General features: G+C 61.6%; 14 protein-coding genes and 1 tRNA gene. 6 read left to right on the top strand and 9 right to left on the bottom strand.

Annotated elements, in window-relative coordinates:
* Positions 1-106 precede the first annotated feature (106 nt).
* Positions 107-580 carry a hypothetical protein gene (locus J0663_RS09195; protein WP_207244467.1) on the top strand — a complete coding sequence of 158 codons (474 nt, stop codon included), beginning with the start codon at positions 107-109 and terminating at the stop codon, positions 578-580.
* A gap of 47 nt (positions 581-627) precedes the next feature.
* On the opposite strand, the gene J0663_RS09190 is transcribed toward J0663_RS09195, so the two are convergent.
* Together J0663_RS09190 and J0663_RS09185 are read right to left on the bottom strand one after the other, a co-directional pair.
* Positions 628-1,416 (bottom strand): YdcF family protein, encoded by a 789-nt coding sequence (locus J0663_RS09190; RefSeq protein ID WP_207244084.1) that lies wholly within the window; start codon positions 1,414-1,416, stop codon positions 628-630.
* Positions 1,417-1,483: 67 nt separating this feature from the next.
* Positions 1,484-2,206 carry a YoaK family protein gene (locus J0663_RS09185; RefSeq protein WP_207244083.1) on the bottom strand — a complete coding sequence of 241 codons (723 nt, stop codon included), beginning with the start codon at positions 2,204-2,206 and terminating at the stop codon, positions 1,484-1,486.
* A gap of 233 nt (positions 2,207-2,439) precedes the next feature.
* Between J0663_RS09185 and J0663_RS09180 the strand changes: the two genes are divergently transcribed.
* Entirely contained in the window at positions 2,440-2,676 is a 237-nt protein-coding gene (locus J0663_RS09180) for a DUF2798 domain-containing protein (RefSeq protein ID WP_207244082.1), read from the top strand.
* 55 nt (positions 2,677-2,731) lie between these two features.
* Here J0663_RS09180 and J0663_RS09175 read toward each other — a convergent pair whose 3' ends face one another.
* The 3 genes from J0663_RS09175 to J0663_RS09165 all read right to left on the bottom strand — a co-directional run bounded on the left by J0663_RS09175 (position 2,732) and on the right by J0663_RS09165 (position 3,698).
* Entirely contained in the window at positions 2,732-2,971 is a 240-nt protein-coding gene (locus tag J0663_RS09175) for a GIY-YIG nuclease family protein (RefSeq protein WP_207244081.1), read from the bottom strand.
* 119 nt (positions 2,972-3,090) lie between these two features.
* A tRNA-Ala gene (locus J0663_RS09170) sits at positions 3,091-3,166 on the bottom strand.
* A gap of 148 nt (positions 3,167-3,314) precedes the next feature.
* The gene (locus tag J0663_RS09165) at positions 3,315-3,698 is read right to left on the bottom strand and encodes a TIGR02300 family protein (protein ID WP_064841223.1); all 384 of its coding nucleotides are present in this window, start codon (positions 3,696-3,698) and stop codon (positions 3,315-3,317) included.
* Positions 3,699-4,071: 373 nt separating this feature from the next.
* On the opposite strand from J0663_RS09165, the gene cmk reads away from it, so the two are divergent.
* Entirely contained in the window at positions 4,072-4,719 is a 648-nt protein-coding gene (gene cmk, locus J0663_RS09160) for a (d)CMP kinase (protein ID WP_207244080.1), read from the top strand.
* Between the two features lie 175 nt (positions 4,720-4,894).
* Complete coding sequence (gene rpsA / locus J0663_RS09155) at positions 4,895-6,598, top strand: 30S ribosomal protein S1 (protein WP_088676369.1); 1,704 nt, start codon at positions 4,895-4,897, stop codon at positions 6,596-6,598.
* Positions 6,599-6,675: 77 nt separating this feature from the next.
* On the opposite strand, the gene J0663_RS09150 is transcribed toward rpsA, so the two are convergent.
* The 3 genes from J0663_RS09150 to J0663_RS09140 all read right to left on the bottom strand — a co-directional run bounded on the left by J0663_RS09150 (position 6,676) and on the right by J0663_RS09140 (position 10,049).
* Entirely contained in the window at positions 6,676-8,205 is a 1,530-nt protein-coding gene (locus tag J0663_RS09150; protein WP_207244079.1) for a hypothetical protein, read from the bottom strand.
* A gap of 227 nt (positions 8,206-8,432) precedes the next feature.
* The gene (locus J0663_RS09145) at positions 8,433-9,059 is read right to left on the bottom strand and encodes a ribonuclease D (protein ID WP_207244078.1); all 627 of its coding nucleotides are present in this window, start codon (positions 9,057-9,059) and stop codon (positions 8,433-8,435) included.
* 180 nt (positions 9,060-9,239) lie between these two features.
* Complete coding sequence (locus J0663_RS09140) at positions 9,240-10,049, bottom strand: MerR family transcriptional regulator (RefSeq protein WP_207244077.1); 810 nt, start codon at positions 10,047-10,049, stop codon at positions 9,240-9,242.
* 173 nt (positions 10,050-10,222) lie between these two features.
* Between J0663_RS09140 and J0663_RS09135 the strand changes: the two genes are divergently transcribed.
* Together J0663_RS09135 and J0663_RS09130 are read left to right on the top strand one after the other, a co-directional pair.
* Entirely contained in the window at positions 10,223-11,503 is a 1,281-nt protein-coding gene (locus J0663_RS09135; protein WP_207244076.1) for a 4-aminobutyrate--2-oxoglutarate transaminase, read from the top strand.
* 62 nt (positions 11,504-11,565) lie between these two features.
* The gene (locus J0663_RS09130; RefSeq protein ID WP_207244075.1) at positions 11,566-13,047 is read left to right on the top strand and encodes an NAD-dependent succinate-semialdehyde dehydrogenase; all 1,482 of its coding nucleotides are present in this window, start codon (positions 11,566-11,568) and stop codon (positions 13,045-13,047) included.
* A gap of 39 nt (positions 13,048-13,086) precedes the next feature.
* On the opposite strand, the gene J0663_RS09125 is transcribed toward J0663_RS09130, so the two are convergent.
* Complete coding sequence (locus tag J0663_RS09125; protein ID WP_207244074.1) at positions 13,087-13,296, bottom strand: SlyX family protein; 210 nt, start codon at positions 13,294-13,296, stop codon at positions 13,087-13,089.
* Positions 13,297-13,470: the final 174 nt, after the last annotated feature.

Genomic DNA, 13,470 nt, shown 5'->3' with positions numbered 1-13,470 from the left:
ATAAAACATCAGTCTTTATTCCATGCATGTCGTTCTCCCCAAAAACGCTGCCCGGTTCGGGACGAAATGCATCGCTAAAAAGCCTATGTCCAGAAAAGGAATGCCCGTGAAAACGCTGGTGCTCGCCGTTCTCAACATCGTCCTGCTGCTCACCGTGCCGGTTGCCGCGCTCGCGCAGCAGTCGCTGATCTCCGACCCTGAGATCTACGAGAAGAAGCATTTTCAGGAGCAGTGCAAGACGGCCGAATTCGCCGACGGCTTCATCACCCGCCAGGACATCAATAATGACGGGCTGATCGACGCGGTGGTCAATGAGGGCCTGCTGACCTGCGACGGGCAGAAGGGGCCGCAATGCAATGACGACGGCTGCACCTATAATTTCTATCTGCAGGTCGCCGAGGGCGGTTATTTCATGATCGCGACGGCACAGATCTATGGCTACGACTTCGTCCAGCGCTTCGGCAACATGGTGCTGGCAATGAAGATGCATCCGCGTTTCTGCGACCGCACCGAAGGTGACCCCTGCATCGTCACGGCGCGCGTGCGCGGCACCAAATTCGTCACGATTTCGAAGAAATAGATTTCCAAGCAGTGCGTCCTTTGCGCGTCCGGCGGACGCGCGGCGCTCTATTGCGGGTAAAGCTCCGATGTCCGGCCGGCGAGATAATAGCCGATCAGGCCGTACCATTCGCGGATCGCCGTCGCCATATTCTGGGCATTGAGGTTCGGCTGGGTGAAATCCAGGTCCGGTTTCACCTGCCCGTCGGTGCGATAATCGGTCGGCCAGGGCACGATATCGATGCCGAGCTTGCGGAAGATGCCGACGGAGCGCGGCATATGGAAACCCGAGGTGATCAGCAGGCAGTGGGAAAGCCCCTGGCTTGCCAGGAATTCCTTGGTATTGACGGCGTTTTCGAAGGTGGTACGCGATTGCCTCTCCTCGATCAGGCGATCCTTGCCGACACCGAAAAGCGGAAAGAACCGCTCTGATGCCGCCGCATCGCCTTCGTATATGCCGGAGATCGAGCCGTCGCCACCCGACACGAGAATGCGCGACTGCGGAAATTTCTGCCCGAGGCGCAGGGCTTCGATGAGGCGGTCGGCCGCGGCGTTGAACTCTATGCCGTGACGCGTCGTGTTCACCTCATTTTCGAAGGCGCCGCCGAGCACGATCATGCATTGCAGGCTCTCTGGATCGGCGGCAGGCTTTGCGAAGCGCTGCTCGAGCCCCTGCATCAGCAGGTTGCCGGCCGTGGTGTAGAGCGTGACGAAGAGGATGAGGGCCGAACCCGCGGCGCCGAGAATACTGAAGGCCCGCCAGCGCAGAAGGCCTGCAAGCAGGGCAAGGAACACGAGGAAGAATGCCAGCGACAGCGGCTGAGCGAAAATCCAGACAAGCTTCGAAATGACGAACAAGACCTATTCCTCAAGGATGGACGGCATCCTTCCTATCCGATTCGACGGTAACAGGAATGCGACGCTTCTATCTCGAGCGCTGGGCCGCCGAGCGGTGCGGCGCGAGCTTCTGGTTGAAGCGCCGCTGCAGCGGCCGGGGAATGAACATGGCGGCAAGCGCCAGCGCCATGGCGAAGAGGGAGACAAGCCACAGCGCATGGGCGCCGCTCAGCCGCGTCAGGACCGCACCGGCGATCGCGCCGAGCATCATGCCGCCCCAGGGCACGATCTGAATCGTCCAGTCGAGATGGCGATCGCCGATGATCCAGCGGCCGATGCCGCGGCCGAAGCGCGACAGTGCACCGGTGACATAAGTCAGGCCGATCGGCAGGCCTTCGATATGTTCGACGGCAGCATTCACCATGCCCATGGAAAAAACGATCATGAAGAACCGCGCCAGCATCAGGCCTTGCGCCGTCGTCATCGAAGCCAGCGCCAGAATGAGGCCGACGCAGCCGAGCACGACGAAAATGCGGCGCTGCGAGACATGGGCGATGACGATGCCGGCCGCATTGCCGAGCACGAAAACCAGAATGGCGGAGATCAGCACCGCCGCGTGATTGAGATTGCCCTCACTCAGGGAGAGTGCCGCCCGCGTCGTATTGCCGGTCATGAACGAGACGAAATCGCCGGTCAGCAGCAGGCCGGTCGCATCGGTCATGCCGGCAAGAAACGAAATCGAGCCGACGAGGGCAAGCCCGGTCAGGGTTCGTCGTGTGCGGATGATACGGCGGCGTCTTGCTCTGGTCATGGGCGGCGGGTCCTGAAACCGAATCGCTGAGTTTACCTGCAGGAAGGATAAATCCTCTTCCTTGAGGAATTGGCAAAGAGGATTGGTGGGGCGGGACTTGATTGGCAGGCTGTTTTCAATCATAAACCAGCGTCGCTTCAGACTGAAGCTCCGTAAGCGTTTACGTCAATCAACGCGCAACCCGCCGGTCGGGCGCTGCGCGATTATTCGATCGGCATCTTACGGAGCCAAATATGCCCAAAGCCAAACTTCCCAAACGTTACCACACGATCGTCATGCCGCTGATCCTCTCGCTGCTGATGACATCGGTCGTCTCGGCGATCAGCATCGTCCGAGCGCAAGGCCTGACCACGGCTGCGCTTGCCATGTGGCCATCCGCCTGGGCGCTCTCCTGGGTCATCGCTTTCCCCGTCCTGTTATTGGTGCTGCCGGTGGTGAAGCGGGTGACGGCAGCGATTGTGGAGATGTGAGGCGGAAGGCGCCGGCGGGCCGTGGCGCGGCCTGCTGGAGTTGGCTTATGGGCGGCTAGAGTCTTTTCTTTGCGAATGCTCTGCCCGAGGCCGACTTCAGATATTTCTCGAAAGCAAAGGCCTGCGCTTCATCGGAGAAAGCCAGATACGTCTTCAGCGACCAAGGGACGTATTTTGAAGTGTGCGAGACCTCTCCGGCGTTGTGTTTTGCAAGACGCGACCTCAGGTCGCCTGTTACACCGACATAATAGCGATCTGGAAATTCGATGCTCTGGAAAATGTAGACGTATTTCATGAAGGGATCACAGCCCGCCTACGTTGCTTCGCAACTTCGTCGCGGCAGCCTCCGCTTTCTTCTCGTCTTCGTCCGCCAAGCCTTTCGGCTTGCCGAGCCGAAGCTCGAAGAGCGTAGGCTGGTGGAGCTAAGCGGGATCGAACCGCTGACCTCTTGCATGCCATGCAAGCGCTCTCCCAGCTGAGCTATAGCCCCATCAAGGCGGTCCGGCGTGGCCGGTCCTGGGATGCTCCGGAGGGCGTTTCCTCTGGAGTGGCGGCTTCTTACTTGCGGTTTTCGCAGATAGCAAGCCTAAAAAATCCGACCCGGATTTTTTTTGTCATCCGGGCCGGCATTAGTCCGATCAGACTTCGTCTTCGTCGCCGGTGACGCCGATGATGTCGCTCATGTCGTCATCGTCATCATCTTCGTCGGGCGTGAGGAAGGTATCGTCGTCGTCATCGCCTTCGATTTCGACATCGTCGTCGCCCATATCGGGAATGTCGTCGCCGGAGGCGGCGTCATCGGCATCCTCAAGCGAGACGAGCTCGACTTCGGTGTTTTCGGTATCGACTTCGGCAACCTCGTCTTCTTCGGCAACATCTGATATCGCCGAGGTTTCCTCGAAGAAGGACAGGGGGTAGGATTTACCGGTATAAGGAGAAACGATTGGATCCCGGTTCAGATCATAAAACTTCTTGCCGGTTTCCGGATCGGTGCGCTTGGTTCCAAGTTCCGCTTTCGCCACTATAAGCCTCGTGAGAATGGCCGAATCCGCGATTCGGCAAAATGCCGTTCAAGCCGGCGTTCCATCGGAATTTATAAGCCGGTCCCCTTAATCGCTGTGGCTTCCCATGTCAAAGCCAAACTTTATGATCGCGGCACGGGCGTTTTCGCCTACCGACGGATGACCGCTCCTGGTGTTTGTGGTAACGAGCCGCGGCAGGAACGGAAGCGGGGTAAGGCTGCCGCCGGCCAAGCCGAAGCTTCGGAGGAAATGTGCTGCAGTGACAGCGGATTACGCGATGCGCGGTTCTGCGCCGCAGCGCCGTCAACTTCCCGATGTTCCAGCCGCATTTCCGCAGATCGACCTCTTTCGCGCATCATCGCAGGATTGACCCATGGCAGCAAAGACTTTCATCATCGCCATCGACGGCCCGGCGGCGGCCGGCAAGGGCACGCTTTCGCGCCGCATCGCCGAGCAATATGGCTTCCACCATCTCGACACGGGCCTCACCTACCGCGCGACGGCCAAGGCGCTGCTCGACGCTGGCCTGCCGCTTGACGACGAGACGGTGGCCGAAAAGATCGCGCGGGAGGTTGAACTTGCCGGACTCGATCGCGATATACTTTCCCAACATGAGATCGGCGAGGCGGCTTCGAAGATCGCCGTCATGCCGGCGGTGCGCCGGGCTCTGGTCGAGGCGCAGCGTCGATTTTCGGCGAAAGCGCCGGGAACGGTGCTCGACGGGCGCGATATCGGCACGGTCGTCTGCCCGGATGCGCCGGTGAAACTCTATGTGACGGCATCGCCCGAGGTGCGCGCCAGACGCCGTTACGACGAGATCCTCGGCAAGGGGGCGACGGCGGATTTCGATGCGATCTTCGAGGATGTCAAGCGACGCGACGAACGCGACACGGGACGGGCCGACAGCCCTTTGAAACCAGCCGATGATGCGCACTTGCTTGATACGTCGGAAATGAGTATAGAGGCCGCGTTTCAAGCCGCAAAGTCGATCATCGACGCCGCCTTGAGCCGTAATGCCTAATAAGCGATTTTCCGCGCTTCGTGCGTGGAACGCTCATGCAAAGCAAGCCTGAAATTCCGTCCAAGCGCCGGATTGCCTTCGTGAAAGAAGGCGGACTGGGTTCAGGCCCATTCAACACGAACCAACCGGCGCATACGTGGGCCTTGAAGCTATCGAAGGCCACGCAGGAGATTTTATGTCAGTAGCAACTCCCTCTCGCGAGGATTTCGCGGCCCTTCTCGAAGAGTCCTTTGCCAAGAACGATCTGGCTGAAGGCTATGTCACCAAGGGCATCGTCACGGGCATCGAAAAGGATGTCGCCGTGGTTGACGTCGGCCTGAAGGTCGAAGGCCGCATCGCGCTCAAGGAATTCGGCGCACGTGCCAAGGACGGTTCGCTGAAGGTCGGCGACGAAGTCGAAGTCTATGTCGAGCGCATCGAAAACGCACTTGGCGAAGCCGTTCTGTCGCGCGAGAAGGCTCGCCGCGAAGAAAGCTGGATCAAGCTCGAAGCCAAGTTCGAAGCCGGCGAGCGCGTCGAAGGCGTCATCTTCAACCAGGTCAAGGGCGGCTTCACGGTCGACCTCGACGGTGCGATCGCCTTCCTGCCGCGTTCTCAGGTCGACATCCGTCCGATCCGCGACGTCACCCCGCTGATGCACAACCCGCAGCCCTTCGAAATCCTCAAGATGGACAAGCGCCGCGGCAACATCGTGGTTTCGCGCCGTACGGTTCTGGAAGAATCCCGTGCCGAGCAGCGTTCTGAAATCGTTCAGAACCTCGAAGAAGGCCAGGTTGTCGACGGCGTCGTCAAGAACATCACCGATTACGGTGCGTTCGTCGACCTCGGCGGCATCGACGGCCTGCTGCACGTCACCGACATGGCATGGCGCCGTGTGAACCATCCATCGGAAATCCTGAACATCGGCCAGCAGGTCAAGGTTCAGATCATCCGCATCAACCAGGAAACCCACCGCATCTCGCTCGGCATGAAGCAGCTCGAGAGCGATCCGTGGGATGGCATCCAGGCCAAGTATCCGGAAGGCAAGAAGATTTCCGGTACCGTCACGAATATCACCGACTACGGTGCATTCGTCGAGCTGGAGCCGGGCATCGAAGGCCTGATCCACATCTCGGAAATGTCCTGGACCAAGAAGAACGTTCACCCCGGCAAGATCCTGTCCACCAGCCAGGAAGTCGAAGTCGTCGTTCTCGAAGTCGATCCGTCCAAGCGCCGTATCTCGCTCGGCCTCAAGCAGACGCTGGAAAACCCGTGGGCCGCATTCGCCCGCAGCCATCCGGCCGGCACTGAAGTCGAAGGCGAAGTCAAGAACAAGACCGAATTCGGCCTGTTCATCGGCCTCGATGGCGATGTCGACGGCATGGTGCACCTCTCCGACCTCGACTGGAACCGTCCGGGCGAACAGGTCATCGAGGAGTTCAACAAGGGTGACGTCGTCAAGGCTGTCGTTCTCGACGTCGATGTCGAGAAGGAACGCATCTCGCTCGGCATCAAGCAGCTCGGCAAGGACTCGGTTGGTGAAGCAGCCGCTTCCGGCGACCTGCGCAAGAACGCCGTCGTTTCCTGCGAAGTCATCGCGATCAATGATGGCGGCATCGAAGTGAAGCTCGTCAACCACGAGGACATCACCTCCTTCATCCGTCGCGCCGATCTCGCCCGCGACCGCGACGAGCAGCGCCCCGAGCGCTTCTCGGTCGGCCAGGTCGTCGACGCCCGCGTCACCAACTTCTCCAAGAAGGACCGCAAGATCATGCTGTCCATCAAGGCTCTGGAGATCGCGGAAGAGAAGGAAGCCGTCGCACAGTTCGGTTCATCCGACTCGGGCGCTTCGCTCGGCGACATCCTGGGCGCCGCGCTCAAGAACCGCGGCGGCGAATAAGTCTCGCATCCGCTTTCGAATTGAAGAACCCGCCGGAGCGATCCGGCGGGTTCTTCATTTTCAGGACTTGAAAATTGTTATTCCCAGCCGACCATGCGCTGATAAAGCGCGTAGACCGGATCGGCTGCCGTGTCGGGCTGATACGGCGACGGCTCGGCGTCGATCATCCGCGGCGTCCTGCGCTCGGGCGTCGCGTCGTCCGCTTCGGCGTCGGGCTCGGCATCCTCACCGCCGGATTGCGCCTGCTGCTCGTCCTGCGGCGCGCCGTCATGGTGATGCTGATGCTGGTGGCTCGTTTCGCCGGCCCTGTCCTCCAACGGCGTATCCTTGGCGAACTGATAAGGCAGCTGGGCGTAGGCAAATCCCTCCGGCAGCTTGGCCGCGAGCGGCACATAAGCCGCCTCGGCCGCTTCGGGAACCGGCATCATCTGCGGTTGCGCGGCGATTTCCTTGGGCTGCCTCGCAGCCGCAGCGATCTCGCCGTCCGTCTGCGGCGAATGAAGCGCTGCAGGCTGACGAGCATCGGCGGCTGCGGGATCTGCCGGCTGCCTCGCCAAGGTCTCCGTCGCGTCGCTGATGACGGCGTCGTCGAGAATGGCATCGATCTCCACCGCCGCCTCGACAGGACCGTCCTCCAGCACGGTTTCGACGTCCTGCTCGCGAATGAAGGTGACGATCATCTCGGAGACCTCTTCGGTCATGGAGACGACGATTCCCGTCCAGTTTCTCGGAATGACAGGGTCGGACTTTTCCAACGTCGCGCGAGACTCGATCACCGGCGGCTCCGTCACCTCGGCTGCGTCGGCCGCATCCGCCTCGGCAGCCAGCGGTTGCCGGGCTTCGACCTCCGACGTGTCCGAAGCAGCCTTTGTTGTCGTCACCGACGCGGAGCGGACCTGGCTTTCAGCCTGCGACTTTTCCGGGTCAGCAGCTTCTACGGCTTCGGCGGTGACCGCGCCCTCGCCCGTCGCAGGCGCCGCACCCTCGATCGGTTTGCCGGCCGGCGCAGCCCGCTTTTCCGCCGACTGGCGCACGGCGGTAGGGAGACTGTCCTCCTGCAGCTGGATTTCGGGGCGGGTTTCGGCACGCAGCGGCGAAGCGTCGTTCTGGCCATAGGAGCGGACCACGGCACGGGCGGCGAGATCGCGATCCTTGTAACGCACCATTTCCAGATAGGCGATGATCCGCGCGGCCTCCGGCCCCGTCGGGTTCTTCAGGGCTTCGGCGATCATCCGCAGCGGCAGGTTATGACCTTGCTCGGCGAGCTGGCGTTCGACCTCATCGATTCTGGCAGCCGGCAGCCGCTGAATGGCATCGGCAAGCCGGGAGGCGAAGGCCAGATTGGTCTCGTCTTCACGGCGATCGAGGGAAATCGAGCGGCCGGCCGCATCGATGACATCGAAAAGGGCTTCGACCATGCGCTCGCGCGCGGCAAGAAGCAGAATATTGAGCTTGCCGGCAATGGCGGAATTCAGGTCGGCGGCTTCGACGGCGTTGACGGGCGCGGGGGCGACCACCGACCGACCGAGGCCACCGGCGACGATCGCTGCGGTCTGGCCCTGGGACGAAAAGCTTGCATTGGACGCTGCACGAACGGGGGTCAGCATGGCATGCCCTTTCGTAAAGTGACGATGAAAGCAGAGTCTATGAAAGGACCGCGCTCATCCAGTCCCTTGCATCCCGAGCAGATCCTCCTGTCCGCATGACGCGATTCCGGCGTCATCGAATGCATAAAAATTAAATCGAATATTAAAAAACAGACCTTAACGAAACGCTAACGCCGTCGGATCAGCCTATTCACAGTTGCAGGCGACACGGGATGACAGCAATTCGCTCAGCTATGGGCGAAGATATCGGCCTCTTCCCAGCCGAGCAGGTCGAGCTTGGCGCGGGTCGGCAGGAATGCGAAGCAGGCCGTCGCATGGTCGAAGCGGCCGTCGCGAATCAGGCGTGCCGTCAGTTTGTCGCGCAGCGCGTGCAGATAAAGCACGTCGGAAGCGGCATATTCGAGCTGGGCCGGCGACAGCGTCTCGGCCGCCCAATCGGATGATTGCTGGGCCTTGGAGACATCGACGTCGAGCATCTCCTTGAGATTGTCCTTGAGGCCGTGGCGATCGGTGTAGGTCCGGCAGAGCCGCGAGGCGATCTTGGTGCAGAAGACCGGGGTCGTCGTGACACCGAAGGTATGGAAGAGCACGGCAATATCGAAGCGACCGTAATGAAAGATCTTCTGATGGGTCGGATCTTCGAGCAGAGCGACCAGATTGGGGGCCTCTTTCTGGCCGGCGGCGATGCGGATGATATCGGCGGTGCCGTCTCCCGGCGAAAGCTGGACGACGCAGAGCCGGTCGCGCCGCGGCACCAGGCCGAGCGTTTCGGTATCGATCGCGATCGCGCCAGTGTAGCGAGCGGCATCGGCCGCCGAAATATCGCCTTCGTGATAACGTATGGTGGCCGGCATGAGACTGTCTTTCGTTCGGATATTCTCCACTCGCGCTATAGCGCAAAGGCGCAGGATGCGAAACCGCTTCCTGTTGCTAGAGCGCCGTGCGTCCTCTCGGACGCATAAAGGACCCTCTATTTTAGTTTTCGCATCGTGCTTTCCCAAAATCGATTCCGATTTTCGGGCCGATGCGGTGCCTCAGAATGTCGGCGGCGTATTGATCCAGAGAAGCACGGTTTCGCCGTCATGCCGGTTGCGCCAGGAATGGTAGCGGCGGCTTTCGAAATAAAGCGAATCGCCCGGACCGAGGTCGAAGAACTGATCGCTGTCGAGCACCAGTTCGAGCCGGCCTGACAGGACATGCATGAATTCCTCGCCCTCATGGCGGTAGGCGCCTTCGCTGGCGGCACCCGGCGCCAGCACGAAACGATGGCAATCCATCATCCTGCGGCCTTCGGCAAGCAGCTGCACCGTCACGCCGGGCGTCGTTTCCGGCCAGGTGCGCCATTCGTCCGCGCGCACCAGCGTCGGCACCTCGCCGCTTTCTTCGCCGGAAAGCCGGGAAACGGTGGTGGCGTAATATTCGGCGAGGTCATGCAGCGTCTTGAAGCCGACACCCTGCGAGGTACGCTCCAGCGTCGAAAGCGTCGAAGCGGTGATGCCGATATCGCCGGCAACCTGTTCGAGCGTCTTGCCGCTCGCATGGCGCAAACTGCGCAGCTTGCGACCGACGCCGGAACCCTGGCTGGCTTCGCCACCGTCGGCGGACGGCTCCTCGTTCTCCAGCGCCTCCCGGATTGCTGCGGGATTGAGGCCGCGCTCGGCACGATACCACGAAATCCGCTTCAGCTTCGCCACGTCGTCGGCGCTATACTGCCGATGGCCGGTTTGCGAACGGCCGGGAACCACCAGGCCCTGGCTTTCCCACAGACGCAACGTCGAGGCCGAGACACCCGCCAGCCGCGCGGCCTCCGCCACCTTGTAGCGTACAGGCCCGTTATCGTTCATCCAGCATATCCCCGATTCCAAAAGCCCCGAGAGCATTCATCAAAAGGCGTGATGTTTGAAGCAAAAAATGCCGCTTGTTTTCTTGCAGAAAAAATGTAGGAGTTTTCTACAGATCTTGCAGCAGTTCTGCAAGATGATTCCGAGCTCTCTTTTTCCAGCGCAGGAGCGCACCGATGAACGCGACAAGCCTTACAGACCGGAAGAACGCCGCCATTTCGCGCGGCGTCGGCATGACCACTCAGATTTATGCGGACCGCGCAGAGAATGCCGAGATCTGGGACAAGGAGGGCCGCCGTTACATCGATTTCGCCGCCGGCATCGCCGTTCTCAACACCGGCCACCGTCATCCGCGGGTGATCGCAGCGGTCAAGGACCAGCTCGACCGCTTCACCCACACCTGCCATCAGGTGGTGCCCTATGAGAGCTACGTCCACCTTGCCGAGCGGCTGAACGCGCTGGTGCCCGGCGACTTCGAGAAGAAGACCATCTTCGTCACGACCGGCGCCGAAGCGGTGGAGAACGCCGTCAAGATCGCCCGTGCCGCGACCGGCCGCTCGGCCGTCATCGCCTTCGGCGGCGGCTTCCACGGCCGCACCTTCATGGGCATGGCGCTGACCGGCAAGGTCGTGCCTTACAAGGTCGGCTTCGGCGCGATGCCGGGCGACGTCTTTCATGTTCCCTTCCCGGTCGAGCTGCACGACGTGACGGTCGATCAGTCGCTTCAGGCGCTGAAGAAGCTCTTCGCCGCTGATGTCGATCCGCAGCGGGTCGCGGCCATCATCATCGAGCCGGTGCAGGGCGAAGGCGGCTTCTACCCGGCACCCGCAGCCTTTATGAAGGCGCTGCGCGAACTCTGCGACCAGCACGGCATTCTGCTCATCGCCGACGAGGTGCAGACCGGTTTTGCCCGCACCGGCCGGATGTTCGCGATGGATCATCATGAGGTGGCGCCCGACCTGACGACGATGGCGAAGAGCCTTGCCGGCGGTTTTCCGCTTGCTGCCGTCACCGGCCGCGCCGCGATCATGGATGCGCCCGGACCCGGCGGGCTCGGCGGCACCTATGGCGGCAATCCGCTCGGCATTGCCGCCGCCCATGCCGTTCTCGACGTCATTGCGGACGAGGATCTCTGCAACCGCGCCAACCTGCTCGGCCACCGGCTGAAGCAGCGGCTGGAATCGCTGCGCGAGAGGGTACCCGAGATCGCCGATATTCGCGGGCCGGGCTTTATGAACGCCGTCGAATTCAATGACCGGAAGACGGGATTGCCGAGTGCGGATTTCGCCAACCGGGTGCGGCTGACAGCGCTTGACAAGAGCCTGATCCTGCTCACCTGCGGCGTCCACGGAAACGTCATCCGTTTCCTCGCGCCGATCACCATCCAGGACGAGGTCCTCGGCGAGGCGCTCGATATTCTCGAAGCCTCGATGCTGGAAATAAGCGCGGCGAGCTAGGCACCGGATCCACATTCCATGGCCGCCGGCAACGGCGGCCGCACTCCCAAGGAGAATATGAGATGGCTTTCACCACCGCGCTGACGAGGCACGTTCCCTTCTCTTCACCCTTCCTGCGCGACGCCGGCTATATCAACGGCGTCTGGACATCGGGCGAGGCCGCCGGGACTTTCGACGTGCTGAACCCAGCAACCGGCGAAGTGCTCGCTTCCCTGCCCGACATGGGAGCTGCCGAGACGCGGACGGCAATCGATGCAGCCCATGCCGCCCAGCCGGCCTGGGCTGCCCGGCCAGCCAAGGAGCGGAGCGCGCTCTTGCGCAAATGGTTCGACCTGATGGTCGCCAATGCGGACGCACTCGCGGCGATCCTGACCGCCGAAATGGGTAAGCCGTTCGCGGAAGCACGCAGCGAGATCCTCTATGCCGCCGCCTATATCGAATGGTATGCGGAAGAAGCCAAGCGCATTTACGGCGAAACGATCCCCGCGCCGTCCCAGGACAAGCGCATGATCATCATCAAGCAGCCGGTCGGCGTCGTTGGCACGATCACGCCGTGGAATTTCCCAGCGGCGATGATTGCGCGGAAGATCGCCCCGGCGCTTGCCGTCGGCTGCACCGTCGTGTCGAAGCCAGCCGAACAGACGCCACTGACGGCGATCGCCCTTGCGGTGCTGGCCGAACAGGCCGGCATCCCCGCCGGCGTGTTCAACCTCGTCGTCGGCCTCGACGGGCCGGCGATCGGCCGCGAGCTCTGCGGCAACGAAAAGGTCCGCAAGATCAGCTTCACCGGCTCGACCGAAGTCGGCCGCATCCTGATGCGGCAATGCGCCGACCAGATCAAGAAGGTGAGCCTGGAGCTCGGCGGCAATGCGCCCTTTATCGTCTTCGACGATGCCGATCTCGATGCCGCCGTCGAGGGCGCGATCGCCTCGAAATATCGCAATGCCGGCCAGACCTGCGTTTGCGCCAACCGCCTTTATGTCCAGTCGAGCGTCTATGACGCCTTTGCCGCCAAGCTTGCCGCCCGGGTCGCCGTGATGTCGGTCGGCGACGGTTTCCAGCCGGGTGTCGAAATCGGGCCGCTGATCGACGAGCAAGGCCTTGCCAAGGTGGAGGACCATGTCGGCGACGCGCTTGCCAAGGGCGCCAAGGTGCTGACCGGCGGCAAACGCATTGACGGTGCCGGCACCTTCTTTGCACCGACGGTACTGACCGGCGTCACTCGCGGCATGACCGTGGCACGCGAGGAAACCTTCGGGCCGGTGGCGCCGCTCTTCCGCTTCGAGACCGTCGAGGACGTCATCGTCCAGGCCAATGATACGGAGTTCGGTCTTGCCGCCTATTTTTATGCCGGCGACCTGAAGAAGGTCTGGCGGGTGGCGGAAGCGCTGGAGTACGGCATGATCGGCATCAATACCGGCCTGATGTCGTCCGAGACGGCGCCGTTCGGCGGCATCAAGCAATCCGGCCTCGGCCGCGAGGGCTCACGCCACGGCGCCGAAGATTATCTGGAAATGAAATATCTCTGCATCGGCGGCGTCTGATCGGTCATTTCTCCAGCACGCGGCTTGCGCCGCGTGCTGTCAGTAATGCGGCGGGCGGGTGATTGCCGGAGCTTCCAGCGTCTGCTCCTCGAGCGACAGGAAACGTTCGGTCAACCGGTCGAGCTTGGTGCGCATCTGCTCGACTATCTTCCATTGTTCGGCGAGCTGATCGGAAAGCTCTTCGATCGTCTTTGCCTGATGGGCCAGCATTTCCTCCAGCCGGGTGATGCGGTTGGTCTCGTCGGACATTAGAGCTTTTCCGGGTTAGATTGCAGCATTCTGCCGGAGCAGGTTTTCGTCAGGGCAAAGGCGATTGGCGACGGGCATACCCCAGGTACGTCCGAGCCGATCGCCTTTGAGCCTGGCGAAAAGATGCCCGGCCCTTCGGGTTGGCTGAAACGGGCCGGCTGATCGACCGGCCGA

The sequence above is a fragment of the Rhizobium lentis genome (assembly GCF_017352135.1).
Classification (GTDB): Bacteria; Pseudomonadota; Alphaproteobacteria; order Rhizobiales; family Rhizobiaceae; genus Rhizobium; species Rhizobium lentis.
This window is presented reverse-complemented; position numbering and strand designations above follow the sequence as displayed.